The 26,878-nt window shown below is 60.4% G+C and carries 21 protein-coding genes and 3 pseudogenes; 11 read left to right on the top strand and 13 right to left on the bottom strand.

All coding sequences use genetic code 11. The features are described 5' to 3' along the window. Nucleotides 1-420, top strand: coding sequence for an Lrp/AsnC family transcriptional regulator (locus HF916_RS08295; protein ID WP_168788464.1), 420 nt, complete (start codon nt 1-3; stop codon nt 418-420). A 36-nt stretch (nt 421-456) separates the two neighbouring features. Here the strand turns inward: HF916_RS08295 and HF916_RS08290 are convergent, their stop codons facing one another. Next, nucleotides 457-1,521, bottom strand: a complete 1,065-nt coding sequence (locus HF916_RS08290; RefSeq protein WP_168788463.1) for an ornithine cyclodeaminase — start codon at nt 1,519-1,521, stop codon at nt 457-459. A 277-nt stretch (nt 1,522-1,798) separates the two neighbouring features. On the opposite strand from HF916_RS08290, the gene HF916_RS08285 reads away from it, so the two are divergent. Next, complete coding sequence (locus HF916_RS08285) at nt 1,799-2,512, top strand: SDR family NAD(P)-dependent oxidoreductase (RefSeq protein WP_431311368.1); 714 nt, start codon at nt 1,799-1,801, stop codon at nt 2,510-2,512. A gap of 415 nt (nt 2,513-2,927) precedes the next feature. Here HF916_RS08285 and HF916_RS08280 read toward each other — a convergent pair whose 3' ends face one another. Next, the gene (locus HF916_RS08280; protein WP_168788462.1) at nt 2,928-3,959 is read right to left on the bottom strand and encodes an AraC family transcriptional regulator; all 1,032 of its coding nucleotides are present in this window, start codon (nt 3,957-3,959) and stop codon (nt 2,928-2,930) included. A gap of 424 nt (nt 3,960-4,383) precedes the next feature. Between HF916_RS08280 and HF916_RS08275 the strand changes: the two genes are divergently transcribed. Continuing rightward, the gene (locus HF916_RS08275; protein ID WP_168788461.1) at nt 4,384-5,400 is read left to right on the top strand and encodes a hypothetical protein; all 1,017 of its coding nucleotides are present in this window, start codon (nt 4,384-4,386) and stop codon (nt 5,398-5,400) included. A gap of 161 nt (nt 5,401-5,561) precedes the next feature. Here HF916_RS08275 and HF916_RS08270 read toward each other — a convergent pair whose 3' ends face one another. Continuing rightward, the gene (locus tag HF916_RS08270; RefSeq protein WP_168788460.1) at nt 5,562-5,792 is read right to left on the bottom strand and encodes a hypothetical protein; all 231 of its coding nucleotides are present in this window, start codon (nt 5,790-5,792) and stop codon (nt 5,562-5,564) included. Between the two features lie 425 nt (nt 5,793-6,217). Continuing rightward, nucleotides 6,218-7,249, bottom strand: coding sequence for an IS1595 family transposase (locus tag HF916_RS08265; protein ID WP_168788459.1), 1,032 nt, complete (start codon nt 7,247-7,249; stop codon nt 6,218-6,220). A 93-nt stretch (nt 7,250-7,342) separates the two neighbouring features. On the opposite strand from HF916_RS08265, the gene HF916_RS08260 reads away from it, so the two are divergent. After that, nucleotides 7,343-7,699, top strand: a complete 357-nt coding sequence (locus HF916_RS08260; protein ID WP_168788458.1) for a BON domain-containing protein — start codon at nt 7,343-7,345, stop codon at nt 7,697-7,699. Nucleotides 7,700-8,134: 435 nt separating this feature from the next. Here HF916_RS08260 and HF916_RS08255 read toward each other — a convergent pair whose 3' ends face one another. Continuing rightward, nucleotides 8,135-8,458, bottom strand: coding sequence for a hypothetical protein (locus HF916_RS08255; protein WP_168788457.1), 324 nt, complete (start codon nt 8,456-8,458; stop codon nt 8,135-8,137). A 282-nt stretch (nt 8,459-8,740) separates the two neighbouring features. Here HF916_RS08255 and HF916_RS08250 point away from each other — a divergent pair, with 282 nt between their 5' ends. The 4 genes and pseudogenes from HF916_RS08250 to HF916_RS50715 form a co-directional block, all read left to right on the top strand. Further along, a complete protein-coding gene (locus HF916_RS08250; protein ID WP_168788456.1) occupies nt 8,741-10,504 on the top strand; it encodes a PAS domain-containing sensor histidine kinase in 1,764 nt (587 codons plus the stop codon). 590 nt (nt 10,505-11,094) lie between these two features. Beyond that, nucleotides 11,095-11,238: pseudogene (locus tag HF916_RS08240) on the top strand (HU family DNA-binding protein); the annotation flags it as partial. A 26-nt stretch (nt 11,239-11,264) separates the two neighbouring features. Then, nucleotides 11,265-11,390, top strand: a complete 126-nt coding sequence (locus HF916_RS51440) for a hypothetical protein (RefSeq protein WP_277352253.1) — start codon at nt 11,265-11,267, stop codon at nt 11,388-11,390. A gap of 196 nt (nt 11,391-11,586) precedes the next feature. After that, a pseudogene (locus HF916_RS50715) lies at nt 11,587-11,850 on the top strand (SET domain-containing protein); the annotation flags it as partial. A gap of 1 nt (nt 11,851) precedes the next feature. Here the strand turns inward: HF916_RS50715 and HF916_RS08230 are convergent. The 5 genes and pseudogenes from HF916_RS08230 to HF916_RS08210 all read right to left on the bottom strand — a co-directional run. After that, nucleotides 11,852-12,189: pseudogene (locus tag HF916_RS08230) on the bottom strand (NAD(P)/FAD-dependent oxidoreductase); the annotation flags it as partial. A gap of 17 nt (nt 12,190-12,206) precedes the next feature. Beyond that, on the bottom strand, nt 12,207-14,009 hold the full coding sequence (locus tag HF916_RS08225) for an acyl-CoA dehydrogenase (protein WP_168788453.1): 1,803 nt from the start codon (nt 14,007-14,009) through the stop codon (nt 12,207-12,209). A gap of 245 nt (nt 14,010-14,254) precedes the next feature. Further along, complete coding sequence (locus tag HF916_RS08220; protein WP_168789072.1) at nt 14,255-15,256, bottom strand: AraC family transcriptional regulator; 1,002 nt, start codon at nt 15,254-15,256, stop codon at nt 14,255-14,257. 498 nt (nt 15,257-15,754) lie between these two features. After that, nucleotides 15,755-16,129: a BON domain-containing protein gene (locus HF916_RS08215; RefSeq protein ID WP_168788452.1), complete on the bottom strand. Its 375-nt coding sequence runs from the start codon at nt 16,127-16,129 to the stop codon at nt 15,755-15,757. A gap of 126 nt (nt 16,130-16,255) precedes the next feature. After that, on the bottom strand, nt 16,256-17,164 hold the full coding sequence (locus tag HF916_RS08210; RefSeq protein WP_240975429.1) for a hemerythrin domain-containing protein: 909 nt from the start codon (nt 17,162-17,164) through the stop codon (nt 16,256-16,258). Nucleotides 17,165-17,433: 269 nt separating this feature from the next. On the opposite strand from HF916_RS08210, the gene HF916_RS08205 reads away from it, so the two are divergent. The 3 genes from HF916_RS08205 to HF916_RS08195 all read left to right on the top strand — a co-directional run bounded on the left by HF916_RS08205 (nt 17,434) and on the right by HF916_RS08195 (nt 22,397). Further along, nucleotides 17,434-20,133, top strand: a complete 2,700-nt coding sequence (locus HF916_RS08205) for a LuxR C-terminal-related transcriptional regulator (RefSeq protein WP_168789071.1) — start codon at nt 17,434-17,436, stop codon at nt 20,131-20,133. A 196-nt stretch (nt 20,134-20,329) separates the two neighbouring features. Further along, nucleotides 20,330-21,454 (top strand): porin, encoded by a 1,125-nt coding sequence (locus HF916_RS08200; protein WP_168789070.1) that lies wholly within the window; start codon nt 20,330-20,332, stop codon nt 21,452-21,454. A gap of 502 nt (nt 21,455-21,956) precedes the next feature. After that, nucleotides 21,957-22,397, top strand: coding sequence for an EAL domain-containing protein (locus HF916_RS08195; RefSeq protein WP_240975188.1), 441 nt, complete (start codon nt 21,957-21,959; stop codon nt 22,395-22,397). Here the strand turns inward: HF916_RS08195 and HF916_RS08190 are convergent. From HF916_RS08190 to HF916_RS08180, 3 genes are all read right to left on the bottom strand, one after another. Continuing rightward, on the bottom strand, nt 22,373-24,103 hold the full coding sequence (locus HF916_RS08190) for a PHA/PHB synthase family protein (protein WP_168788450.1): 1,731 nt from the start codon (nt 24,101-24,103) through the stop codon (nt 22,373-22,375). The two genes, HF916_RS08195 and HF916_RS08190, sit on opposite strands and share 25 nt — an antisense overlap. Nucleotides 24,104-24,105: 2 nt before the next feature. Further along, nucleotides 24,106-24,603 (bottom strand): MaoC family dehydratase, encoded by a 498-nt coding sequence (locus HF916_RS08185; protein WP_168788449.1) that lies wholly within the window; start codon nt 24,601-24,603, stop codon nt 24,106-24,108. A gap of 1,118 nt (nt 24,604-25,721) precedes the next feature. Then, nucleotides 25,722-26,723 (bottom strand): AraC family transcriptional regulator, encoded by a 1,002-nt coding sequence (locus tag HF916_RS08180; protein WP_168788448.1) that lies wholly within the window; start codon nt 26,721-26,723, stop codon nt 25,722-25,724. Nucleotides 26,724-26,878: the final 155 nt, after the last annotated feature.

Below are 26,878 nucleotides of genomic sequence, written 5' to 3'. Positions count from 1 at the left end.
ATGGATGACATCGACCAGAAACTAATTGCCTTGCTACGTGCAGACGCGCGTACCAGCGTGGCGACGCTCGCGGCAAAGCTGCGGGTCGCACGCGGCACGATCACGCACCGGCTGCGCCGCCTTGAAGGCGCCCAGGTGATTGTCGGTTATACCGTGAAGCTTCGTCCCGAAGCTGCGCCCGACGAAATCCGCGCGTGGATGGGCGTCCAGGTGGAAGGCAATCAGACCCGCGAAGTGATTGCGAGTCTGCTCGGCGAACCCGGGGCCGTCGCATTGCACGACACGAATGGCCGCTGGGATCTGTGGGCGGAACTGCGCGCAAGTTCACCGGTAGAACTGTCGAAAGTGCTTGAACGCGTTCGCCTCATCAAAGGCATCCGGCACACCGAAACGAGCATCCTGCTGAAAAGCTACAGATAAGAGCGGCCGCCTTGTGACGGCCGCTCTTATCGCGCGTCAGGCGAGCGCAGCGAGCTTGATGTCGGCGCATTGCGACTCGAGCACGCCGAACAGATTCTTCGGATCGGATGTCTGCGGGATCAGCTCAACCATGTCGCCGATTCCAAATTCGGCAGCCATATCGCGGATGAATGTCAATGCGGACAGGTCCTCCAGAGCGAAGCCAACCGAATCGAACACGGTCACATCAATGTCGTGCCTGCGGCCAGCAGCCTTGCCAGATAGGACCTGCCACAGTTCAGTCACCGGAAAGTCCGGCGCCATCTGCTGGATATCGCCCTCGATGCGCGTTTGCGGTTCGTACTCGACGAAGACATCAGCGCGGGCAAGGATATCCGCGTGCAATTCCGTTTTCCCCGGACAATCGCCGCCTACCGCGTTGATGTGCATTCCCGGCACAACCATATCGGACGTGAGGATCGTTGCGTTGGCTTTATCAGCTGTCACGGTCGTAACGATGTCCGCGCCTCGTGCTGCTTCCGCGGCGCTGCTGCAGACGATCACGTTCAGGCGCTGGTCGACGAGATTGGCGACGAGTTTAGCCGTTGCGTTCGGATCGACGTCATATACACGCAATGTGTGAATGCCAAGAAGGTCGCGGAAAGCGATTGCCTGAAATTCGCTCTGTGCACCGTTTCCGATCAGCGCCATCACCCGGCACTCCGGACGCGCCAGCTTGCGCGCTGCGAGCGCCGACGTTGCAGCTGTGCGGATCGCTGTCGTCAGTGTCAATTCAGACAACAGGCGCGGCGCGCCCGTATCGACGTCGGCCAGTACGCCGAACGCCATCACAGTGGGCAAGCCTTGACGCGTGTTCTTCGGATGTCCGTTTACGTATTTGAAGGCAAATTCTTTTGAGTCCGCGATCGGCATCAGTTCGATCACGCCGTCCTCGGAGTGACACGCGACCCGTGCGCTCTTGTCGAAATCGAGCCAGCGCAAAAAGTCGCGCTCAATGCGTTCGGCCATACCTGCGATACAGCGCGACAGACCGGCGCGTTGTACAAGGCGAACGACGTCATCGGCGCCCAGATAGACGCAACGGGGAAGGTTGGAGTGCATGGGTTATCTCCTGATGGGTTGAATGATGAGAAGAGTTTCCCAAAGTCGCGCGTCAGTCGATAGCGACTCAAATGCAGCTTTTCTTGCAGGTTTTTGTCGAACTGACAAGATTGGCTGCCAGAGTGACCGGTCCCGCTTTGTTTTGCACGAATTTCGCGCTCGCACGAAGTGGGGCGATTGCACAAACATAGCGTCGGATGCTCGTTGTCGGGCGTCTCTTGTCGGACATGCTCACTGGCATCTGATATGAACGGGTACTACCGGCCAAGAGCGGTCCTTGGTCAGCGCAGTCGCGTTGCCATTCGTACGTCACCTCCACCTGGCATCAGTGGATGACATAGTCGCGCAACTGAAGGCTGAGACGGGCAGCGATGTACAGGGTTTTGCGGGCGATCTCAGTACAGCCGCGGCGGCCGACGAACTCGCAAGACGCTATCCAGACGTGGAAATCCTGGTCAACAATCTGGGTATCTTCGAGCCCAAGCCGTTTGAGGAGATTCCCGACGCGGACTGGTTGCGTTTCTTCGACGTCAACGTCTTGAGTGGCGTACGCCTCGCTCGTCTGTTTCTGCCCGCGATGAGGCGTGCCAACTGGGGGCGCATCATTTTCATTTCGAGCGAAAGCGGGGTGCAGATTCCAGCCGAAATGATTCACTACGGGATGACAAAAACCGCGCAGCTTGCGGTCTCGCGTGGGCTCGCTGAAGCCGTTGCCGGCACGGGCATTACAGTCAATAGCGTGCTGCCGGGGCCGACGAAATCGCGCGGTGTGGGCGAGTTCGTGGAGGCCCTTGCAAGCGCGGACGGCAAGTCGTTTGAAGTATTCGAAAAGGAGTTCTTCGAGAAGGTCCGTCCCACATCGCTCATCAAGCGCTTTAGTTCGCCGCAGGAAATTGCGTCCCTCGTGGCCTACATTGCCAGTCCACTTTCGTCGGCAACGACGGGAGCAGCATTGCGGGCCGATGGGGGAGTGATAAAGAGCGCGTTCTAGCCTCACGCCGGCGCTGCGCCGGCGTCTCCCCAACTTTTCCTGCTCAATATTCCGACGCGATCGGCCGGGACTTCTCTTTTTTTGCGCCGTTGACGATCAGGCGTGGGTCCAGAGGGTCCATCGGCGTTTTTGGGGTAAATATTCCCATCAGGGTGCTTGCTGGCAATTACCACCCGTCAACGGGTACGGGAAACGCCGACATTTTGCCGACCGATGTCACCGTATGAATGACCGTTGTACTCTGAAGTGCCGCCTTGGCCGCGGCGCCGGCTTGATCGGCAAAAGTGGGTCGATGACGGTCGGTCGTCGCGAATCTCGCGGCACGCCGCCGCGGAGTTAGTACCCCTGCCTGAAGCACGTGTGAGGCGATCACCGTCCGCTTAAATTTGGCAGCCCGGGCCTCTTTTGTCGTTCGTCAGTCCGTGGCACTACCGTCCAATGCAGCGCCGCTCTCGCGGTCCTTGTCCCGAGTCGCGGCGCCGACTGTCTTCCTGCGCCATGTCGCTGGCGGCTCACCGAACTCCCTCTTGAACGCGCGATTGAATGAGGCTTCCGATTCGTAACCAACAGCCTCGGCGACCGACGCTAGCGACGAATCAGTGAGGCGAAGCTGCCGCGCGGCGAGTTGCAAGCGCCACAAAGCCAGATACTGCATCGGTGGTAGCCCGACCAGTTCGGTAAAGCGCTGTGCCAGCCCCGAACGCGAGATGCCTACCTCGCGGGCGAGAGCTTCAACAGTCCAGGCGTACACCGGCCGAGCATGCATCAGCGCGAGCGCCCGTGCGACGAAACGATCACGCAATCCCGCCAGCCAGCCCTTGCGGTCCCCGGCCATCGTGCCTACGTAACGACGCACCGCTTCGACGAAGACCAGCTCCGCAAGCTTGGCCAGCACCGTGGCGCTGCCCGCCTGCGCCGAGGCCGCCTCTTCGGTCGCAAAGCGCAGTGACGATTCGAGCCATGACGCGCCGGGTCCGCGCATGCCCACCTTGAACAGCCTCGGCAGCGCGGAAAGCAAAGGATTTCTCGAATTGTCCTGCGTTGCGAGAAAGCCGCACACCATGCGAGTGAGCTCCCCGCCGCCGCCGTGGACGAGTGTCATGACTTCACCCGGTTTCGCCTCGACCTGATTTGCCAATAGCGGCGCCAGGAACTCCGGCAACAGATCGGTGGAACTGCCTAACACGTGGGTCTCGCCCTGCGGCACCACGATGACATCCCCTGCCTCCGCCTGCAGCATGCTCGCCGGATCGCCTGGCAGCATCGCCCAACACCTTCCTTCTGTCACGAGATGGAACGAGACGACGCGCTCGGAGCGCGGCAAGTATGCCGAACAAAGCGCCGAATCAGCTTGCCCGATGACGCACCAGGGCGCAGAGAAGCTGCCGTCGAGGTGGACTGCCCCGGTCAACTGGATGACGCGCAAGACATCGGAGAGAGCATCCATGGCAGCGGTTGCGCGATGTTGGGGCCACGCACAAGAAAGCTGGACGCCCGGCTATTCAATGTCGCGCCTACCGTCGGGATACTAGCACCATGCCTGAAGGCCAACACACGACAAGAAGATTCGATCGGGGAGGGCAGCCATGAGGGTCGTGGCGTACTCCGCGAACCAGGCGGGTCAAGTATGAGTTGTATGCGCCTGCTCCAAACGAACTTGGTGATTTCGCAAACCCATGTGGCCGTCGTGCCGTCGACGAGCGCTCCCACTGCTTTGCTCACATCAACCGCAACGCCGTGAGGTTGAGCGGCGCAGGCGTGGAGGGACAAATGCGAATCACCGGCTTGGACCCTAGCCGACGTCGTCAGTCTTTAGACATGCCTCGACCGCGTTTTCACAGCAAAATCAGCCCGTCTCTCAGGAGTGTGTCATGTCCGCAGTCAATTCACCTTCCTTGCACAATACCGATCTCGCCACAATCGGGATCCGGCATGCCGTTGCCGACATTCATCAACCTGTCTCGCAACCGTACGTCGATACCGTGCGCTACGCGAAGTGCGTGGAAGTGTCCAAGCGCATCCGGTGGGACATTGATCGTGACGTGCTTCGCCATCGCGAATTCGACTTCACGATGAAGTTTCTGCCTGACGGCCTGTCGTTCGTCGATCGCCTGCCGTTCCTTGACGTCATCGAGCGCCGCCTGCTGTCGCAGATCCAGGGTCGCTCGTATGCCAATATCTTTGGCCTGGTCGAGCGTTTCATCGGCGCCAAGATGCTCGAAGTGAGCCGCGACCACTGGCTTGGCGACCAGATCGCACTCGAGGCGCTGGTTCGCTTCACCGACGAAGAGCTGAAGCATCAGGAATTGTTTCGCCGCATCGAGACGATGATCGGTGCCGAGATGCCTCCGGGGTACACGTTCGAGCCGCGGCCCGATGACGTCGCATCAGTCGTGTTGGGCAAGTCGACCTGGTCGGTTCTCGCGCTGACGTGCCTCATTGAACTATTCACGCAGGCGCACTATCGAGCCAGCATCGAGCCCGACAGCGAGCTTTCGCCCCTGTTTAAGGATGTGTTCCTGTTCCACTGGAAAGAGGAATCGCAGCACGCGATTCTGGATGAACTGGAATGGGTACGCGAGAACGCGAAACTCATGCCGCACGCGCGCGATGCAGCCGTGGACGACCTGATTGCGCTGGTGGGCGCCGTGGACGCGATCCTGCAGGCTCAGGCGGCGGCAGACACGGGCTACTTCATCGGACTTTGCGACCGCTCCATGACGCCCGTCGAGATCGAGACCGTGACGTCCACTGTCCTTGCCGCGTATCGCTTCCAGTACATCGTGTCGGGCGTGCAGATTCCGCGGTTCGGCGAAATGCTCAATGCAATGATCTCGCCGGAACAAGCGCTACGGATTAGCGCCGCGCTCGCACCGATCAGGGGTTGACCGTAATCCAGAACACGGAGTTTCAATCATGGCATTAACATTCCCCTCCGGATTCGACGTCGCCGCTTTACGCGCAGGTCATAGCAACTTACGACCGTGTCGCGCGCGACCCCGCCGGCGAGTTTCACTTTCATCGCGGCCCGCGTCACGCGGCCGACTACCTACGATATGACGCTCACGAGCTGGCGTCCCTGCCCGATGCATGCACGGCTCGCTTTGCCGGCGTCGGCAATCCGCTGCGCATCGGCCCGATCCAACCAGGCGAGACAGTCCTCGACCACGCCTGCGGCGCTGGCATGGACCTGCCGCTGGCCGCTCGTCGTGTTGGACGAGGCGGCCATGCCATGGGCCTGAGCTGTCGCAGCCGAAGTGTTCGGGTGCGACGAATTCATAGCTCGAGTCGAGCGCGGTGCCGAACTGCCGCCATTGCCCAGCACCCGCACCCGAGCAATGCAGTGCAATCTTGGCGAGAACGACGGTCAGCGACTTTTTCAACAGCATCGTCTGTGAGCCGACGTTCGGAAATCGGTCACGCCTTGCCAAAAGATTGGACCAGAGCCCGAGCTGGAACATCCGCGGCTATGGGCGTATCACCGCGTTCACACGTCAGTGGAAGTTAGAGCGAGACCAGAGCCGTCAGCGAGACGGTACGGCCTGTTGGCTGCCACACCCGTGTTGTGATTTTGCTGATTCTGTCGACGAAGGAAATCGGTTCCATCAAGCCCTCTGGCACACCATAATCCAGACCGTGGGGAACGACAGCCCGGACCCTGGAAGGGCTGTTCATGCAAATCAGTACACTGTGTTTATAAAAGGGCTATCCATTTAGCTCCACATTTTCGCATTGTGGAAGCTGTTGACCTTTACGGCGTGATTTCCGAACCACTACATCGTCGTATGTAATGGGTGGAGTCACGACCGCTTGCTCAAGCAAGCGATAAAAGAGTAGCCCGCGCGAGCGCGAGGTGCGGCGGTTGAAGCGAAACACGAACTCGTCCAGGTAATGGTCAAGCTGCTCAGGCTTGACTGCGCCTTGATGCGTACCGAGCAGCCACCGCTTGAGTAGCGAGGCGACCCGGTGTACGCCTGGCAACACCACATGCGCCGGCGCAAGCGAACCCGGCGTGACCGTTCTCACGATCGTCCGCTCGTGTCCATAGATCTCGCCCAAGGGGAAATAGATCGGTGCACCGTCGGTCCGAATCATGGAGCCCGGCACTACGACCTCCTTCACAAAAGGTAGAACGTTAGCGGCACTTTCCCCGTCAATCCGTCGCAAGCGGATGCGTCCGAAGCCTTTGGGCTCCAGGATCTCTACGGCGATGACGATCACTGCTTTGGTTGTGCGCTTACTCTGGGTGGCATCACGAGCGCTTTCCCGACGTTCCCGGATAGCCAGATAGCTTTGATCGACCTCGACCAGGCCCTTGAGCTGTTCGCGTCCGGGACGAACCATCGCACGGCGGAAACGATGCAACATGGTCCATGCCGTCTGGTAGCTGCCCAGCCCGAGAACCCGTTGCAACCCGAGCGCGCTGACGCCTGACTTCTGACTCGTGATGTACCACGCCGCAGCCAGCCACACTTTCAGTGGAGTGCGGGTTTTGTCGAAGATCGTGCCCGACGTGACGGAGCATTGAAACCGGCATGCCCGGCAGACCAGCCGGGAGCGATCGGCCCGATATGGCTCATCGCGGTATCCGCAGCGCGGACAAACAAAGCCTTCACGCCAGCGCAATCGTTCGAGGTAGCGCAGGCAATCAGATTCACTGGAGAACCAGTCTTCGAACTGGCTCCACGTTTGCGGATAGTCTTGGCCGGCGACTGGCGTATGCTGGGCTTCGCTCATGCCGCCATCATGGCTCAGGTGGAGCTAGATGGATAGCCCTTGTTTATAAACAGTGTTTTGGCGTGTGCCACGAATTGCCACCGGACAAAGGTCATGATCCGCAAACCCGTACGGACTCTGTGGGCGGCTGTAGGGGTGACGGCGGCTTTGTCGGCTTGCGTGCAGTCGGGTCCGACGTACACCGTGTCGGCGCAGCAGCCGCTGATCGGCGGCGATACCGAGGTGCAGTCCGACACCGGCCTGTCGAGGGCAGTCCGGCTAGCGCTGGCTCGCGCGCCTGGTTTCAATGTGGCGGGCGTGTTTGTCCGTGCGCGCGACGGCGCGGTGTTCCTGAGCGGGACTGTGCATAGCGCCGATCAGATCCGCCAGGCAGAGCAAATTGCGCGGACCGTCCCGGGGGTACTTGTCGTGTCGAACAAACTGACGTTGTGGCACGGTGGGAATGGCTAAGCGTCCGCATCGCGTTGTGCAGTCGTCGCACGGCGAGTAACGCGTGCCGGGCACGTTATCCGAGGAAGATTCAATTCCGACCATTCGGACATATGTGCTGCTTACTTTCGCGATATCGCGGTCCAGCTCGGTCAGCCCGACCTTTTTTGTCATTGAGCGGGGAACGGACCAACGGCTACGTTCGGCCAACATGAAGCGTCATTCGCACGCACCGTTGCTCGGAAGTTCAGACGTCGGATCCACCCCAGAAAGCGGCCACTCAATTCGCGACGATGAACGTTGCTTCATCGGCCTTTGCATGGGTGCGCGGCGGCCCCCGCCGTTTCAATCGCAATCAGAGACGGCGGAGACGGAATGGCGTCCTTTGCTTGCAGGAAGCTGACCAACATCAACGGTAACGCCGTCGCGCCTGTCTGATTTCGCAGTCGGGCACCTTCACCGCGCCAGCCATTCGGGCTTGCTCGAACCCCGTGGCACGAGCACCGTCCTGAAGGTCCCGGGAGTCTTCGACAACACCACCTGGTCGGTCATGCCCTGATACGTGCCCAGCGGAGTCTCCGCCGTGAACAGATCGGGGGCGACGTAGGCATGCTCGTCGGAAGCTCCGGCGGTCGCTCGGGCATAGTCCCTGTCGAAGATGCCGAGCGAGAACGGCCACAGCACGGTTCGGGTCAGAGAAACGGTGACTCGATAGCTGCCACCCTCGATCGCACGCCGGCGCAGCGCCGCGAGTACGCCGACCGTGCCGAGCCAGCCCACCACGTTGTCGACAATGGGGATGATCGGCGGCGATTTCGGACGCGCGAGCGTACCTTCCGAATTGGGGTCGTTGCAGCAAAAGCATCACACATTTACCATCCTCTAACAACCGCGTGGGTAGTACCATTACCCCGCCTTGTGCCGCCGGCACCTCGCCGGATCAGACATCCGACTGTCATTTTATTGCCACAGAATCAAGTTGACCCCCACCCAGCGCATACGGGGCGGAATTTTGATTGTCCCTGACGCTACCCTGCCCAAACTCACGAGGGCGCACCCGCCATGTCTATGGTCATTGCCGCCGTTGCTGTAGGGTTCGGAGCCTTAATCATCGTACCGCTGCTCATACGGCAGTCACGGCGGCAAGATGCCGGGCACGGGCCGGTAAAGAGCAAGGTATGTATCGGCGGCACTGCGCAATCGAAAGACGCCAGAATGTCTGGTTGGCGCATCGCTAAGGTGATACCCGGCTTCGCCAAAGGCCGTCGTGCAAATTCTGCGGTTGACCGCGTTTTGACGACTGAGTTGGAACATCACGCCCGCGCGCGCGCAGCCAGGACGCCAGACACATCGAGAGGCTCTATCGAGCAGCAGCGAGTGGAGAAGTCTCTGCCCGGGAGCGAAACGCGCTTCCGAGCGATGCTGGACGCGGCTCCGGTGATGATCTGGATGTCAGACACGACTCGCCTTTGCACGTTTTTCAACAAGCCGTGGCTGGATTTCACGGGGCGTACGCTCGAGCAGGAAATGGGCAACGGGTGGTCGGAGGGCGTGCACCCGGACGACTTCGAGCGGTGCCTGAATGTATATGTCTCATCGTTTGACGCGCGCAAGAATTTCACTATGGAATACCGTCTGCGCAGGCGGGATGGGGCGTATCGCTGGCTCCTCGATACCGGCGTGCCCCAGGTGGACGCGGTCGGCACGTTTCTCGGCTTTGTCGGTTCCTGCGTCGACATCACGGATCTCAGACAAGCTGAAGAAAAATTTCGGGGTGCTCTCGAATTTCTGCCCGTTGCAATTCTTATGCTCGATCAACAAGGCCGGATCGTGCTGGCCAATGAGCAAACCGAAAGGCTCTTTGGGTATCGACGCAACGAACTGGTCGGACAACCCGCGACGATGCTCGTCCCGCAACTGATGACCAGTAGCAGATCCGGGCCGCCGCCGGAGGCTTTAACGATGGGAGCAGCTCGCGATCTGCTCGCGCAGCGCGCCGACGGGACGGAGTTCCCGGTCGAGGCCAATCTAAATATGGTTCGATTCGAAGTGGAAGTGTCTGTCCTCGCTACCATCGTGGACAGGACCGATCGAATTGAACTGCATCGGCACAGGCAGGAACTGGCCCACCTCGCGCGACTATCGACGATGGGCGGACTGGCGGCTTCGTTTGCCCATGAGTTGAATCAGCCGCTTACGGCCATCCTGAGCAACACCGAGGCAGCCCAGCAGCTTATGGAATCCGATCCGGTTGATCTCGATGAAGTGCGCGAGATACTGAAGGACATCGTTCAGGACAACGCTCGAGCGAGCGAAGTAATCCGGGGAATTCGCGCTCTCGTCAAGAAAGGCGTCCCGGAATTTGCGTCGCTCGACCCCGCCGTTGTGATCCGCGATGCCGTGCGGCTGCTACATAGCGATGCCATCCAGCGCGGCATACGTGTGTCAGCAGACTTCCGCGGCGCCCCGGTCATGGTGTATGGCGACAAGGTCCAGTTGCAGCAGGTCATGCTCAATCTCCTGCTTAACGCGTTCGATGCAATGGACGGCTGCATGTCCAGCGACCGCCTCGTGACAGTACTCGTGACGCATGAGGGACCGCAGACAGTGCGCGTCGCTGTACGCGATAGCGGGTCCGGCCTTTCCGGCGACCAGCTCGCAGTGATCTTCAACCCATTTGTTACCTCGAAGCCCAACGGCCTTGGTCTCGGGTTGTCGATCAGCCGCGGGATTGTCGAGACACACGGTGGCAGCCTTTGGGCCGAAAACAACACGGATCGAGGCGCGACGTTTTATTTCACGTTGCCGATAGTGGACACTGCGTAGCTCAGGACGTCGCAATCGCGGTCGACTTCACCCGGTGCGATGTCTTTCCCCGGTTTACGAGCGGTCAGCGCCTCATCACTTCGACTTGTGCTGCGGTATGCGGGGACGCGGACTACAAGAATTCTTACTAGGCCGAATACCGGACGTTTCGCCGCATCCGCTCTTATGCCCGCCGTGGTCGAACTGAGCCGACCGCGTCAGGCAGCGGTCGGCTCAGGCTATGTCAAAACGCACGCCGCTTCGGCTCAACGCAAAAAGCGGCTCGTCAGAACGCCCTATATCGGCCTCGCGGCATCTCGGGAGGGGTAAAGTGATCTGGTCCCCGAAAAGTGGGCGCCATAAGGTTAATACTCGGCCTTGTGGAGGATGCGATGAAATCGGTATCGAGACGGAAGTACACGGAGGAGTTTCGCGCGGCGGACTGCGCAGCGAAGTGGGCGTGATCAACGAGAAGCGGGTTGGTCGTCTGATGCGTCAACACGGTTTGCAAAGCCCGGGCGGTTGAACCGGTGCCCAAGGGGGCCGACTGTCCAGAGCGGCGCGGATCGGATAGGGTGGCGACTTATCAACCCTTGATAGGGAAGCACGCAATGAACAAACAGGAACTGGTGGATGCCGTCGCCGCGCAGACCGGCGACAGCAAGGTCGACACAGGCGCGACGGTCGACGCGGTGATCGCGGCCATTAGGGGCGAACTGACGAAGGGCAAGACGGTGCAACTGATCGGCTTCGGGCGTTGCTGCGCTACCGGACACGCATAGTGCGTGTCGTCGCGGAAGCGCGTGGGCAGCGCGCGATGATCGAATCGCTCGACACCACGGGCAGGACCTTCGTGAGCACGGTGAAGTGGGGCAGCCTGCGCGAGCTTGGTGCCCAGCTTTTCTGAATTCGGTTAGCGTTCTGGGCAACTGACGATCATTCTGACTCGAATGTCGCTGCGGATCAGAATCTGCGCGATGCCCAAGACTAAAATGCGGCCGCCGGGGCGCTGAACGTTTTAAATAACGATATCTTCCTTCCATCAGTAGTGGCGGAAATTGGCCGCCCTGTATTTGCGCATGAACCACAGTCAGGGCAACACAATGCGACGCGTCATCGTCCGGAGATCGCCAGTTCACGGCAAGAGCGTATTTGCGATGCGCCCGCTTGCAGCGGGCGAACGTGTCCTTGAGTAAAAGGGTGAAATCACAGCGTGGCGGAACGCATTGCGCCGCCACCGGCGTGAAGGCGTCGCGGGACATACGTTCCTGTTCGGCCTGTCGGACGGGCGCGTGATTGATGGCAGTCGGGGCGGCAACAGTGCCCGCTGGATGAACCACGCCTGTACGCCTAACTGTGAGACCATCGCAGCGCCCAGACCGGCACGCACTTCGATCCGGTTTCCGTGAGGGACAGGAACTTGTCTTCGGTCACGTCCACCGTCAGCGGCGCGTCTTTTTCCTTCCAGTCCGGAATCAGTTCGTTGATCGCGCGCGGATCCATCACCGCGCCCGACAGGATATGAGCCCCGATCTCCGAGCCTTTTTCCAGTACGCACACGCCAAGTTCGGCGCCTTTTTTTCAGCCGCCAGCTGTTTCAGGCGGATCGCCGCGGACAGGCCAGCCGGGCCGCCACCGACGATCACGACGTCGTATTCCATCGACTCGCGCGGGCCGTACTGCTCAATGAGATTTGCGTCTGTCACGATGCGATGCCTTTTGTTTAGAACTGGTCTTCACTCAGCGCCAACATGCCTTCGTTGTTCTTCGCGCTGACGATGGATGCCTCGAGCGCGACGGTTTGGGGCAGGATGTGATCGGCAAAGAAGTGCGCGGTTGCGATCTTCGAGTCGTAGAACGACCTATCCTCAGCGTGCTTCTCAGAAGCTACCAGCAGGGCGCGCGCAAATTGCCAGCCCACCAGAACGATGGCAGCCAACTTCAGGTACGGCACGCCGCCAGCAAATACCGCATTCGGATCGCTTTTGGCGTTGGCGAGCATGAATTCCACTACGCTCGCGAGAGCTTGGCGGCCTGTCGCGAGCCACTTGTGCAGCGACCGGAACGCAGGGTTGGACGAAAACGACGCACAGTCTTGCAGTTCGCCCAGCGTTCGATCAATCTGGGCGAGGATTGACTTCGCGACCGCGCCGCCGTCGCGCAAAGTTTTGCGCCCGATCAGATCGTTCGCCTGAATCGCCGTGGTGCCTTCGTAGATCGTCAGGATGCGGGCGTCGCGATAGTACTGTGCAGCGCCCGTCTCTTCGATGAAGCCCATGCCGCCGTGGACCTGCACGCCCAGGCTCGCCACTTCGATCGAGATTTCCGTGCTCCAGCCCTTCACAATCGGCACGAGATATTCGTAGATGGCCTGGTGTTCCGCCTGCACGGCTTCGTCCGTGTGGCGATGCGCGATGTCGCTATGCGTGGCTGCGACGTAGGCGAGCGCTCTGGCGCCCTCTGTCAGCGCGCGCATTGTCAACAGCATGCGGCGCACGTCCGGGTGCTGGATGATCGCCACAGACTGCTTCGCGGATCCATCCACCGGCCGGCTTTGCACGCGATCCTTCGCATACGCGACGGCCTTCTGATACGCGCGTTCAGCAACGGCGATACCCTGCACACCCACACCGAAGCGGGCCGCATTCATCATGATGAACATGTATTCGAGGCCGCGATTTTCCTCGCCGATCAAATGCCCGATTGCGCCACCATCATCGCCGAACTGCAGCACCGCGGTCGGGCTTGCCTTGATGCCGAGCTTGTGTTCGATCGACACGCAATGCACGTCGTTGCGCTCGCCCAATGAGCCGTCTTCGTTGACGAGAAACTTCGGTACGGCAAACAGAGAGATGCCCTTGACACCCTCGGGCGCATCGGGTGTACGAGCCAGCACGAGATGGACGATGTTTTTCGCCATGTCGTGTTCGCCCCACGTGATAAAAATCTTTGTGCCAAATACGCGATACGTTCCGTCGCCTTGGGGCTCGGCGCGTGTGCGTACCATTGCCAGATCCGAGCCGGCTTGGGGTTCGGTCAGATTCATGGTTCCGGTCCACTCGCCGGAGATCAGCTTCGGCACGTAAGCGCGCTTCTGCGCTTCGGTGCCGGCCGTCAGGAGCGCCTCAATCGCGCCGTCGGTCAACAGCGGGCAGAGGCCAAGCGACAGGTTCGCGGCGTTCAGCATCTCGATACACGGTGTCGAAAGCAGTTTAGGCAAGCCCTGGCCACCGTATTCGACGGGGTGCACGACACCTTGCCAGCCGCCTTCGGCAAACTGGCGGAAGGCTTCCTTGAAGCCCGGCGTGGCGTAAACTTCGCCGTCGCGCCAGGTACTCGGATTTTTGTCGCCTTCAAAATTCAACGGCGCAATCACGTCCGCGTTGAACTTCGCCGCTTCATCGAGCACCGCCTGCGCAGTGTCGGCAGTAGCGTCCTCGAAGCCCGGGAGCGCCGATACGCGATCAAGATGGGCAAGTTCATTGATGACAAACAGCATGTCCTTGACGGGCGCCGTATAGCTCATGATGGATTTCCAGAAAACAATCGAAGAGGGGACGCGGGCAGGGCAGACGAGATGGCCCGGCACAGCAACAGTGAGCCGATCGTAGTCCCGATTGGGTGCGAATCGACTACCTAAATCGGCCCATCTATTGACAAAATCGGCCACGACTTGCGAAGCGGTCGGTCGTCGACGCGCGTTCTCCCCATTGCGCGAGTCAGCGGGTTCGGATGCCTTTCTTTGGTCCCGCCAGGCGGGTGCGGTCGCGCTCAGGGTTGCCGGCGGTACTCACCAGGCGTGCTGCCAGTCCAGTGCCGAAAGGCCCGATGAAATGCGGTGGGGTCGTCAAAGCCGACATCGCCCGCGATCGCGGCGATGGGGTCGTTGGTACCGGTGAGTCGCTGGATCGCGATATCACGCCGCAGTTCGTCCTTCAGCGTCTGAAACGCGGTTTCTTCTGCGGCGAGGCGCCGGCACAATGTGCGGACTGAATGGTGAAGACTCCGCGCGGCGTCTTCGACGGTCGGCACGTCCGGCAAACGGGACGCGAGATACTGTCGGATACGATGGCTCGTGAGTTGCTCGCTGAAGGAAACAAAAATCCAGTCCTCCGGAGCCCGTGCGAGAAATTTGCGCAAATTTGTCTTGCGCTGACGGATGGGCATGTCGAAATATGCCGCGCTGAAACGCATCTGCGTTTGCTGGCAGTCGAAATGAACAGGTCCGGGGAACAGGTACAGATGATCCACCGTGTGCGGTGGGCAGGAAAACGCGAACTCAACTTGCAGCAAGGGAATCTTCTGACCGATCAGCCACGATGCCACGCCGTGAGCGAGTTTTAGCATGAGCTGCTGCCCAAGCGTGCTGACGGTCGACGATGGATCAGGGTGAAGGGCAACGCCCGCGATCAAGCCGTCCCTACGCGATTCGAACCTGAAGTCATCGAGAACAATGTGAAAGAATTGCCCAAACCGATGCATGGCAATTTCCAGGTTGGGCGCATCGAGCAGGCTCAGGCAGAGAAACTTCAGTGTGCCGCTGCGCATCGGACGGGCGAAGATACCCGGCATTTCATCGTCGAATTCAATGGCGAGGGCACGGTATAAGGTCGAAAACTGTTCCTCTGTGACTCGCGCGCCTGGCTCGGTCAGAAGCGCCGGTGAGATGCTGGCTTCGTCCAGATATTTGCCGACCAGCCCCGGCCGTGCACCCGCGGCGGCAAGGAAACCGTTGACAAGTGAGATCGGGACGGTGGCGCTAGGTGAATGCATGGGCGTTGACGAGGGTCGTTGATGTCGGTCCACCACGACTGTCATTGTACGGCACCGTTCAGACCAGGTAGCAGGCCACCTGTATCTACAGGTCAAAGTCAGTGACGCCTAGCTGGACCGAGGGGGTATGCCAGTCCATCCAGTCGAAGTGTCCGGAAGTTTCAGCCCAGGCCCAATGTGTTTTTGGCATGCGCGTGGCCGGCGTTTCTGTTGGCGGCGCGTTCCTTTCGTGCTCGTTTTTTGCAACCGGGTAGAGACCGGTCGCACTCGCGTTTTCGTTCACTTCGTCCGGCTCGCGATTAAACACAGTTGATTTGCAAGACATAATAAATAGCAGGGTAGATGATTGAAGAAATCGATTGGGCGTTGCCGCCAATGTCACGCCGCAAGCAGTGAAAGCAATATCGCCCCGTGCCCAGAGAAGGATTTCGAGGCATCGCGAAAGTTTGCGGAATGAGTTCGACTCCGTGGGGACAATGCGCGCGACCCGAAAGGAGGTTACTGGCCGAATGTCTTCTCAACCACGATCTGATTCTTGACCGATGTCACACCTGGGACCGCTTTCGCGATGGCGGCCGCTGTGTCGATCTGAGACGCGGCCGGCACGGTTCCGTAAAGGGTAACCGCGCCGCTTTTTGCTTTCGCGCTGATGTTTGCGGCGTCGATGCTCTTCTCCTTGGCAATCGCCGTACGAACTTGCTTGGCCAGTTCGCGATTCGCTCGTTTAGCGGCTTTGGCATCGACTCCAGCCGATGCCGCTTTTGCAGATCCGGTTGAAGCAGCGGCTGTCTGGCCGGACTGAGCCCACGCGGTGATAGACGCCAGCGCGATCATTCCGCTAGCCGCCAACTTGAGTACAGTTGCTTTTTTCATCGATTTATCTCCAGTTTTATTGGTTAAGTGTGACAGTTCGTTTTCCTGCAATCTCGAATCGACTCGAGCATGAATTGACGTCGCCCTATCTTGCGTGCGTGCTGTCAGGCCCGGAGTTCATACAAGTCAGGTTTTCCCCGTGGCGGAGTTCGCCGCCGTTGCGTCGAATGCCATTACGATGTCGTTCCAGTCCTCGTCTCGCAAATAGCGCCGCGCGATGGGTAGTACCACGCCTTCTTCCCGTCCCAGATGCTCCCAGGTGAATTGCGCGTAAGCGCCTAGAGCCTGTTCGAGCCGCCTAACGATGACGCCCGGTTCCGAGTCACGCCCGACGAGTTCGGAGAGTTCGGCCAGTTCGTCGAGGAGTTGTTTGTCGCGCTGATGCCGGCATTCGAGTTCATCCAGCTCAGCATCCGCAACGGAAGTGCGCTCGCGCAGCCGCGGGAATAACCTGGCATCTTCCTTAAGACTATGCCGGCGTATCTGAAGATCACGCAGGCGTTTGACCGTTTCACGCATCGATATCGGCTCGGGCTGCTGACCGGCGGCGCGTGCGGTGCGGACCATGTCCAGCAGCGCGTGGACGGTGTCGGCGATGGCGCGGTGTTCGTCGAGGAGTCTGCCGATCGCGCGCGAGGTTGCTGGGCGACTGTCTGCCGCGAATATCAGGACTGCCACGTTGGCCGTACCAGAGTCATCGGACGGTGCAAGCGCGACGTCGCTCGCTTCGGTCAGCCGTTGGCCAGGGGCGATGCAAATCAGATCGCATCCGGACTTGACTGCCGCCGCGACGATGCTGTCGAACGACGTTTCTTCGCTGGCAGCGATGGACGAATACGGCACGCCTTGCGCGCGCGCCGCAGCCTCGGCCCGAGCCAGCAGTTCCAATGTGCGCTCCGTGACGTTGCCTGCGCGCGAGGCCAGGCGGTGCAGCGTGGCAGCATGTTGGTACAAAATGGGCAGGAAGGTCACGCGCGCACCCATCGACTGCGCAAACGCGACTGCGTGACCGGTTGCTTCAATGCATGAACCCATATCGCCCACAGGGACGAGAAAGTGTCGATACATGGTATCCCTCATGCTGCATTCAACGTTTGCAGTTCCTGCTGTCCAGTTTCGAATTCGCCTGCTGGTTTCGCATCCGATGTCTGTTAGAACTTATCTTAGTCTGCGGTCGGTTCGCTCACCCCTCCCACGAAGGGAGGGGGCTTCGAGCGTGCGGGTGGTACGCTGGAGCCTTCCCCTTATTTCGCTCCCTGCGGCAGCCGGAGATGGCCGTCAGGAGCCTCGACAGGCTCTGCAAGATGGCATCGACATCGACAAGCGCCGGTAGTGTAGCCACCGAACTGGTCCTGAAGACCATCGCGCCGCGCGCGCCGGCCCATTTGCTGGTTCGTGAGCGGCTGGCCGCGCACGCGTTGCACTTCGGCGATCAATCAATCGCTCTTGTGCAAGCGCCGGCTGGGTATGGCAAGACTTCTCTGCTTGCGCAATGGCGCCGGGAAACCCTGGCGCGTGGTGCCGCGGTCGCCTTCCTTTCAGTGGATGAGCGGGATGATCCTCAGCGGCTCCTGCAAGGACTCGTCCATGCCATGCGGGCAGGCTGCGCCCGCCCCGCGTTCGGACGATTGCTGCTTGACGGCGCCGTGGGGTCGGTCGGCGAACTGGACGCCGTGACCGCCTGGCTCGCCGAAGTCGCCCAATTTTCAGGCGATGTTCTGTTGATCGTCGACGAGGCCGACCGTCTACCCGAAGCCGGCCTGACTGCACTGATCTATGTCTTGCACAATGCCCCGCCAAATCTTCACGTGGCCGTTGCCGCGCGCCGCAGAATCGATACGGCCGTTGCCGATCTGATCGCCTACGGGCAATGCATCCTGGTCGATCCCGAGATGCTGCGTTTTCGTCTCGAAGAGACGATTGCACTGATCGCCAACCGGTTCGGGTCGCGTTTCGACGCCGACGCGTGCGCCAGGCTGTTCGAGTTGACGGACGGCTGGCCGCTTGGGTTGCAGCTTGCAATGGCGGCCATGGCGCGAGCCCGGGATCCTCGGCAAGTCGTGGAGACCATGGCGGCCAATCAGGGCGGACTGCGTGAACACCTTGTCGGGACGCTGATTGCGGAGCTTTCGTCGGAAGATACCGATTTCCTCACGCGCACCAGCTTAGTGGATTCGCTGCACCCGGAACTCTGTCAGGCGTTGACCGGGGATCCACAGGCACCGGAGCGGCTCGCGCGCCTCGTGCGTGAGACGCCCGTGTTCGTCACCTCTGAGGACGGCGCATGGTGCTGGCTTCACACGCTTGTGCGCGACGTCCTGCAAGGCCGCCTCGCTCATCTGGCCGCCGCCGAACGGGCTGCTCTGCATGGTCGTGCTGCTGCCTGGCTGACCCGGCACGGCATGATCGAACAGGCAGCAAGGCATGCTCATGCCGCGGGCCAGCACCAGACTGCCTACGAACTGGCGGAGCGTTGCCTGCATGACGCAGTCAAGGAGGGACGCCTGACGGCGGTTCTCGAATGGCTCGATCTGCTCCCCGCGGATGAACTCGAGCGGCGTCCGCGCTTGTTGTTGGCAGCGGCCTGGGCATTGGCGCTGGGTGAGCGGCACAAGGAGGCGGAACTTCAGGTGCAGCGCGTCCTCGCCAGCCCCGACGCCGACGCTCAACTGCGTTACGAATGCGCGCTCATCCTGTGCGCCGCCGCCTATTACGCCGATGAGATAGACCGGTTCGTAGAGCTGTTCGCGCCCTGGGCGGAGTTCGCTCCCGCCGCCGATTCCTGGCTCGCCCAGGTTCACGCAAACCGCCTCGCAGTACGTGCGATTCTGCTCGGTCAGCCCGCGCAGGCGCGTCGGTTCCAGCTGACGGCAAAGCGGGCCGAAGTCGGCAAAGGGATCGGCTACGTGGTGCGCTGGGCCGATTACATTGTGAGCTTCAGCTACGTATGGGAAGGCCAGCTTGTGCTTGCCGAGGAGGTACTCCGTCCGGCACTGGCAAGCGCGGAAGCGGACCTCGGCCGCCGTCATCCGCTCTCGTGTATGTTTGCCGCGACTTGCGCCGCGCTGAGCTATGAAGCCGATCGTGTCGACGAGGCCGCCGCGCTACTGGCCAATCGACTTGACATCCTGGAGCGAGGCGGCACGCCAGACGCCGTGTTGCTCGCCTACCGCACCGCGGCGCGTATCGCAGCGGTCAAAGGCAACGAACACCGGGCGTTCGATCTCCTCGAGGCAATGTACGCGATGGGTGTGAGCCGGCGCCTGCCGCGTCTGTGTATTGCCAGCATGGCAGAACAGGTGCGTATTCACGCCGGCCGCTATCGCGCGCAAATGTGCGACGCGCTGGTGCGCCGTATCGACGATATGGTGACCGAGGAGGAACCGAAAAGGGGGCCGCTGTGGAGGCAGTCGGTCGGGCTGCTAGTCGGGTTGGCGCATGCCGGCGCTGCCATCGCGGCGCGTCGCTGGCAGCAGGCGCTTGACGACCTCGCGCAGGCCGGCGAGGCCGCTGAGGCGATGAAGCTTGGTCGATATCAGATTGAAGTCATGGCGATGCGCGCCTTCGCGCTGGAGCAGTCCGGCGCGAACGGGCTCGCATTGCTTCGCGAGGCGATGAATCTCGCGCAGACTTTCCGTTTGACCCGCACGCTGGCCGACGCGCATCCTGCCCTCGCCGACTGGGCGCGGCGCGTCAGCGAAGAGCAGCCTGAATCCGGCGAAGTCACTCGCGCGATCGCGGCAGCGCGCGTAGCCGTGCCGCCACTGGGCCGCCAGGCCACCGTGCCGCGAGCTGTGCCGAGCGTTGTGCTAACGCCCAAAGAGCGCGAGATCCTTGAGCTGCTGGCGCGAAATATGTCGAACAAGGAGATTGCGGTTGCGGCCGCAGTGGGAGAGGGCACGGTGAAGTGGCACCTCAAGAATCTCTTTGGAAAGCTCGACGCCAGCTCGCGAAAGCATGCGGTTCGAAGAGCGTTGGTGCTGGGTTTGCTCGAAGGCGCATAAGTTCGCGCTGCGCGGCTCTGTTCACCAAGATGTTCTGCCCCTCCCGCTTTGGGAGGGGCCTGTACGAACTCCTTTACGTATTCTTCCCTGCACGACGCGCCACAATGCGGCGAATTCCGTCACACCTACGCGACTTGAGTTCAATGCAGGGAATGACCGGCTGGCCGCAGTCGAAACAAAACTATCAGGAGACAAAATGCAGATGAAACTGATCGGAGCGGCAGCGCTCGTCACATTCGCCAGCGCCGCTCACGCGCAATCTTCGGTGACGCTTTACGGCATCCTCGATTCGGGCTTCTTGTATCAGAGTACTTCCGCAGCGTCGTTTAACCCGAAGGCGCCGAATACGGGATCGGTGTACCGACTCAAGGACGGCGGCATTTATTCGAGCCTGTGGGGAATCAAGGGAAGCGAAGACATCGGCGGCGGCTACCATGTCAATTTCAGACTCCAGGGTTCGTTCGACAGTAGCACCGGCAAATTCGGCCTGAGCGATACACCAGGTGTCGCGGCTGCGTTCAACCAGTTTGCGACCATCGGCGTATCGGGACCGTTCGGCACGTTCAACGCGGGCCGGCAGATCATCCCGATGATCTATGCCATGGCCGAGACGGATGTACGGTCCTCCCAATACTTCGGCAGTATCCTGACCGCGTGGCTGGGTATGAACCAGTCAGCCGGTTGGCCGGGCACCAGCACCAATGCGCCAATCGGCGCACTGTATGACAGCAACGCGCTGGTTTACCAGTCGCCCTCTTTCGGCGGCGCTTCGATCGGATTGGAGTACGCACCCGGCGGCGTGGCAGGCCAGTTTCAGGGGGGGACGCGCGAGTCCGCGGTGCTCAAGTACGCGAACTACGGTCTGAGCCTGTCCGCTGTGTACTACAACGGACACGATACGAATCCGGCTCCCGGTGCGCCGTTGACCGGGCTCGACAACAACCAGTTCGTGTATCTCGGCGCACTTTATACGCTCCATGGATTCTCGGTGTCGGCGTCGTACAGCAACGGCAAGAATCCTGCGCATTCCAATCAGGTCAATATCGATCTCTTTTCCGCGGGGTTGGGTTATCGCTTCTCCCCGACGCTTCAGGTGACCTCGGGTCTCTACTACCTGAAAGACAAGAATAACTCGGCAAATCGTTCGACGGAAATTGCGCTCGGAGCCGAATACAAGCTCTCCGTCAGAACCATGGTTTACGGTCAGGTCGGTCACGTCGTTAACAAGGGGACCATGAACCAGACGATCGTCTACGGTCAGCCGGTGGCTCCAGGCCTGACAACGACGGCGGCTATGATCGGCTTGCGCCATAGCTTCTGAACGAACGGTGCATGTGCATATCTACGAGTTTGAGGCGTGGACGAGAGCATGGTTGAAGCGGCCATTAGAATGAAGTACATTCAGCCGCCGTTCATGCCTGACTGTGCACGGATGGACCGGCTGCGCTACTTTTTCCGCGCCGGCTTCTCGCCAGATGAGGCGGTACAGGCTTGCTTTGGCACCAGACACTGATACCCGTTTGAAAAAGCGGACGGCTGCTCGTATGCATAACCCGGAATGCATCCGGGTATCGAGGTTCAACAGCCGCCGCTGTCTGTGAAGTACTCGTGCGATTGAGGCGCTCGCGGTGTAGCGCGAGAACCTCTGGACGATGTGACGTCCCGCTGTGCAAATGCAAAACCTATCCTCGGCAACAGGTTCGGCAGGCTGTGCTTGTGTTCGCATGTCCCGGCAGGTAGTTTCACCCACTGGCTCTGAAGGAGTCCGGACTTACACCGAAACAATAGCTGGGGATTGGTGGTGACCTTCATCCGCATAGATCGTGTCGGCGCGCTACGGTTACTTGGCCTATCTCAAACGGTTTGAGGTCGACAAACTGAAGATCGACCGCGCGTTCGTCCGTGACCTGTGTCAGAGCGGCAATGACGAATCTATCGTACGCGCCACTATCCAGATGGCTCGCGCACTTAACCTTCGCACGATAGCCGAAGGCGTCGAAGACGAAGTAACGCTCGCGTGCTTACGACGCCTGGAATGCGATGAAGTGCCGGGCTGCCTGATGGTCAGGCTGATGCCTGGGGATCAGGTAGCGGCGTTTATCTGTGAGCACGCGTTTGCGTGTCGCCATCGGCGTCGCTGCCCGAACCCTGTGGCTCCCTGGGTCGAGCGACAGACCGGACGTGACGGCGCCGGCGAATGGATCGTGTCCTGCCGGGGCCGCGCTGCCCAGAGCGAGCACTATGCCGTGCGAACTTTCATATAACGCCCGGGCGCCGGTTCGATCGGCTTATGGCGGGCGCTTCCCGGCCTCGTGCGCGCCTTGATCGAATCTCCAGCGTACGGCTTCAGCCACTCGATCCAGTGGGGCCACCAGCTACCCGGCCGTGTTTCGGCTGACGCCAGCCACGCATCCGGATCGCCGCTCGAATCGCTACCGGCCCTGAAACTTCGCTTGTTCTTCGACGCAGGATTGACGACCCCAGCTATGTGGCCGCTCGCGCCAAGAACGAACTGAACCGGGCCGCCAACCAGTTGTGTGGATCGATAAGCCGACCGCCACGGCACGATGTGATCTTCCTCGGTTGCCAGTACGTAAGTCGGGGTGTCGATGCGTCCCAGGTCGACTGGCGTGCCGCACACTGTCAACCGCCCCGGTTTGCACAGGTTGTTCTCCAGATACATGTTGCGCAAATACCAGGTGTACATGGGCCCCGGCAGATTCGTGCTGTCGGCGTTCCAGTACAGCAGGTCGAATGCCGGCGGCGACTTGCCCTTCAGGTAGTTGTCGATGACGTACGGCCAGATCAGATCGTTTGCTCGCAACGTCTGGAACGCGAACCCAAGTTCCTTGCCGGAGTAGATGCCGCCTCGACCGATTGCACCCTCACGCTGAGCAACACCCGCTTCGTCAATGAAGACGCCCAGCTCGCCAGGTTCTTCGAAATCGAGCATCGTGGTGAGCAACGTAAGGCTAGCCACATTGTCGTCGCCGCGTGCTCGGGAGATCGCCGTGGCCGACGACAGAATGGTGCCTCCCACGCACCAGCCCACCGCGTTGACCTGATCGGCGCGGGTGATCGCGAGCGCGACATTGATGGCCGTCAACGCACCCTGTTCGACGTAGTCGTCCCATGTCGCATGGGCTATCGGGGCATCCGGGTTGCGCCACGACACCATGAACACTGTCATCCCCTGTTCGCAGCCAAAGCGCACAAAGGAATTTTCGGGCTGCAGATCGAGAATGTAATACTTGTTGATACAGGGCGGCACGATCACCAGCGGGCGTTTGGCTACCTTGTCGGTGAGCGGAGCATACTGGATCAACTGGAATAGATCGTTTTCGAATACGACCGCGCCCTGGGACGCCGCGACGTTGTGCCCGACCTCGTAAGCGGCTTCGTCAGTGATCGAGATGTTGCCGCGCTGCAGATCGCCAAGCAGGTTCGTGAAGCCGTCACGCAAGCTGTCGCCGCTGGATTCGAACGCGAGCTTGAGCGCCTCGGGATTGGTCGCGGGGAAATTGGCCGGGCTTAGCAAGTCGATGAACTGCCGCATGAAGAATTCGAGCTTCCGTTTGTCCTTTTCACTCAGGACAACCGAATCGACGACGTCTTCAAGCAAGCGCGCATTGAGCAGGTAGTTCTGCTTGAGCAGGCTGTACCAGGCGTTTTTGCGCCAATCTTCAGCAAGAAAGCGGCGGTCATTGCGGTTCGGGGCAATCACAGGCTCGGTTTCCGCGCCCATTGTGCTCGCCAGCGTGCGGGTCCAAATCGACGCCAGCTGTGGCCAGTAGGCCGAGTGCACCTCGAGCAGTGCCGCAGGAACGGCTAGTGCTTCCGGTTGCTCCGCTCCGCTGTGCGTGTCGTCCTGCGGATCGCCGTTCGCCTCCAGACCGGCCATGGCACGCCAGAACTGCTGCCCGGACTTGAGGAAGCCCTGTACATATTCAGTGGGAACGTTTATCGACATGGTCACAACGCCTTGCTTGATTGACTCACGATTGCAGACGGTTCGGCACTGGCCGCGCTTTCAAGCAGGCGCCGCGCACGAGACGTGGCCAGGACGACCGCTTCGCCGTCGATCACCACTTTGTCTCCAACCGTACAGACTGTCGACATCACGACGCGGTTCTTTTCCGGCTGCAGTTCTTTCACAGCGACCGTTGCATGCACCGTCTCGCCAGGCCGCACCGGTGCCTTGAAACGCAGGTTCTGTCCGAGGTACACGGTACCGGGGCCCGGGAGGTGCCCGGCAAGGGCCGCGGAAATCACACCCGCGGTCAGCATGCCATGCGCAATGCGCCCTTTGAACGGGGTGGTCCGCGCGAATTCCTCGTTAATGTGAACGGCGTTGTTGTCACCCGATGCGGCCGCGAAGAACAGGATGTCCGCTTCCGTGATGGTTTTAGCAAAGGTGGCGCTCATGCCGGTTTCAAGGTCTTCAATGTCGTAGCCGCCGATTTCGTTCATCTGTTTCTCAACTGGTTATTAACTGAATAAAGTGGACAATCTCATTGATGACAAACGGTGCGTCCTTGAAATGCACCGTATGGCTCATGATGGAATTCCACAAAACGATCGACGAGGGCGCGCGGGTTGGGCAGAGTTGATGGCCCGGTGCGGTAACCGTTGAGCTGATCGTAGCCCCGATTGGACGCGAATCGACTACCTAAATCGGCCCATCTATTGACAAAGTCGGCCACGACCTGCGAAGCAGGGGCACCGATGCATGTTCACCCCATTGCCCAGTTCAGCGGGTCCGGCTGCCGCTCGACAGTTCCGCGACGGGTAGGGTGCGCTCATGGTCGCCGACGGTACTCACCGTGCGGCTTTGTTTGGAAGGTTAGGATCCCGATTGGCGCGGACGCAATACGTTTCGCTTCGATTCAGGATCCGGTGGCCAATCTCTTCAGGCCCGCTGCGGGTATGCCGCGACGAATGACGGGCTCATCATCGGTGCTTCGCTCCTTGGTGGGTACACGTTCCACGAACCGTCGCCATGCCGGAAGAAGGTAATCGCTAAAGAACTTTCGGAGCGGCCTCCGCCAACGCGTATGTAGCGGCTTCGATTCGAAGATGTTCGACTGAACTCGATCACTTGCACGGTCCCGCTGCCGAAGTGCCCAAGCCACTTGTCGATCAACCTCCGCAAAGAACTCTCACCGTTTCGCATGGCGCTCTCCCCGAAAAGGCACACCGGACGCCTGCCTGGCGCCGCTGCGACCAGGAACGCCGCGTGCCCGAAATCATCGAGACGGTTGTGTCCAATGATTTTTTCCGCCTCTGGCGGTGGACGGCGTATCCAGGCCTTTCCCTTATTGCTCAAGTGAAGTCTAGGGCGTGCCGTTCCTGGGCGCCCCCCTCGGCATGGGAGGGCGGAGACCGTCTGAGCGCGCGACATCGACCCGTTGCGCCCAGGCTGCGTTTACTCTCGCTTCATTACACGTCAATGCGCTCAGCATTGGTGACCGGCGCATGCAGCGCCTCCCCTCCTAAATTCTACGGAATGTTGGCGTCTACTTTCTCCGACCGACCTCAGTTGACCATTCCTGATTCGCCGCAGATGCCATCACGACCTCCGAGCATTTTCACTTTCGGTGGCGACTGCGCCAGTCACGGGGCGTCAGACCAAAACGCTTCTGGAACCAGACCGTAAACGCCCCCTGGTTTGTGTAGCCCAACAGGGCTGCGACCCGGCCGATCGGATAGCGTGGGTTGAGCAGGTAGCGCACGGCAAGATCACGCCGCACTTCTTCAACGATGCCCGAGAAACGGGAGCCGGCTGAATCAAGCTGGCGCTGCAGGGTGCGCACCGTAAGATTCAGTTGTCGCGCCACCAGTTCGATTGAAGCCTGACTGAGGGGCAATAGCAGGTAAATCGTCTTGCGCACATCCAGCGCAATAGAATCTGCCGCCGTATCGTTGAGCGGATTGGCGAGGCTTTCCGCATAACGGACCAGCACGGGGTCTGCATTCGGATTCGGATAATCGAGGTCCGCTGCCGCACAAACGAATCCGTTGAAGTCGCTTTCAAATGTGACCGGACAGCCGAAGAACCGGCGATGGAAGGTCAGGTCAGGCGGCGCCGCATGAGTGAAATGCACACTGTGCGGTTTCCAGTGGGCACCGAGGAGCGCGCTGGAATGGCGGGACAGCACGCCGACGGCCAGTTCGATCGCCTGGACTGTCCGGGTGCCCGGTTCGGCGACAATCTCTTCGCGGATCGTCACCGTGTCGCCGGTCGTTTCGACGTAAACACCCAGGGCTTCGTTGAGCAGATAGCGGTACTGGGCAGCGGCCAGCAGCACCTCACGGAGCGTGCGCTTGTGGGCGAGCAAAACGTTGACGACGCCACTACCGAACTGCTGGCGGGTTTGCGCGATCCGCAGCCCCAGTGTCAAACACGACGCTTTCTCCGCAGTCGCTTCGAGCAACCGACAGGCGCCGTCAGCCGGGATCCGTTCCTCGGGGTTCGCCAGCGCCACGGCGTCGAGACCGACCGCCTGCACAAGCTCGTAGGGGTTGAGACCCAAGCCTCTCACCACGTCGAAATACCCGTGCAATGTCGACGACCTCACCATGCTTTGCATTCGACCTCCTTCCGTTCCTCACGCGCGAAGTCCATTGGCGCGGGATTGGTGTTAACACTCGGTGTCGTCAAATCATAAAACAATGTCGCCGGAAACGAAATCCGTATCGCTGGATTGCCGTATCTTCGCCTTACTGATTTATTTCCTGACGCGTC

Origin of the sequence: Paraburkholderia aromaticivorans (genome assembly GCF_012689525.1) — a bacterium.
Classification (GTDB): domain Bacteria; phylum Pseudomonadota; class Gammaproteobacteria; order Burkholderiales; family Burkholderiaceae; genus Paraburkholderia; species Paraburkholderia aromaticivorans_A.
The sequence above is the reverse complement of the archived record's forward strand: the minus strand, read 5'-3'. Positions and strand labels throughout refer to the sequence as shown.

Coding starts and splice junctions, on each gene's coding strand:
- HF916_RS08295 (WP_168788464.1), top strand. CDS start 1: ATGGATGACATCGACCAGAAACTAATTGCCTTGCTACGTGCAGACGCG.
- HF916_RS08290 (WP_168788463.1), bottom strand. CDS start 1,521: ATGCACTCCAACCTTCCCCGTTGCGTCTATCTGGGCGCCGATGACGTC.
- HF916_RS08280 (WP_168788462.1), bottom strand. CDS start 3,959: ATGGATGCTCTCTCCGATGTCTTGCGCGTCATCCAGTTGACCGGGGCA.
- HF916_RS08275 (WP_168788461.1), top strand. CDS start 4,384: ATGTCCGCAGTCAATTCACCTTCCTTGCACAATACCGATCTCGCCACA.
- HF916_RS08270 (WP_168788460.1), bottom strand. CDS start 5,792: ATGAATTCGTCGCACCCGAACACTTCGGCTGCGACAGCTCAGGCCCAT.
- HF916_RS08265 (WP_168788459.1), bottom strand. CDS start 7,249: ATGAGCGAAGCCCAGCATACGCCAGTCGCCGGCCAAGACTATCCGCAA.
- HF916_RS08260 (WP_168788458.1), top strand. CDS start 7,343: ATGATCCGCAAACCCGTACGGACTCTGTGGGCGGCTGTAGGGGTGACG.
- HF916_RS08250 (WP_168788456.1), top strand. CDS start 8,741: ATGTCTATGGTCATTGCCGCCGTTGCTGTAGGGTTCGGAGCCTTAATC.
- HF916_RS08225 (WP_168788453.1), bottom strand. CDS start 14,009: ATGAGCTATACGGCGCCCGTCAAGGACATGCTGTTTGTCATCAATGAA.
- HF916_RS08220 (WP_168789072.1), bottom strand. CDS start 15,256: ATGCATTCACCTAGCGCCACCGTCCCGATCTCACTTGTCAACGGTTTC.
- HF916_RS08215 (WP_168788452.1), bottom strand. CDS start 16,129: ATGAAAAAAGCAACTGTACTCAAGTTGGCGGCTAGCGGAATGATCGCG.
- HF916_RS08210 (WP_240975429.1), bottom strand. CDS start 17,164: ATGGGTTCATGCATTGAAGCAACCGGTCACGCAGTCGCGTTTGCGCAG.
- HF916_RS08205 (WP_168789071.1), top strand. CDS start 17,434: ATGGCATCGACATCGACAAGCGCCGGTAGTGTAGCCACCGAACTGGTC.
- HF916_RS08200 (WP_168789070.1), top strand. CDS start 20,330: ATGCAGATGAAACTGATCGGAGCGGCAGCGCTCGTCACATTCGCCAGC.
- HF916_RS08190 (WP_168788450.1), bottom strand. CDS start 24,103: ATGTCGATAAACGTTCCCACTGAATATGTACAGGGCTTCCTCAAGTCC.
- HF916_RS08185 (WP_168788449.1), bottom strand. CDS start 24,603: ATGAACGAAATCGGCGGCTACGACATTGAAGACCTTGAAACCGGCATG.
- HF916_RS08180 (WP_168788448.1), bottom strand. CDS start 26,723: ATGCAAAGCATGGTGAGGTCGTCGACATTGCACGGGTATTTCGACGTG.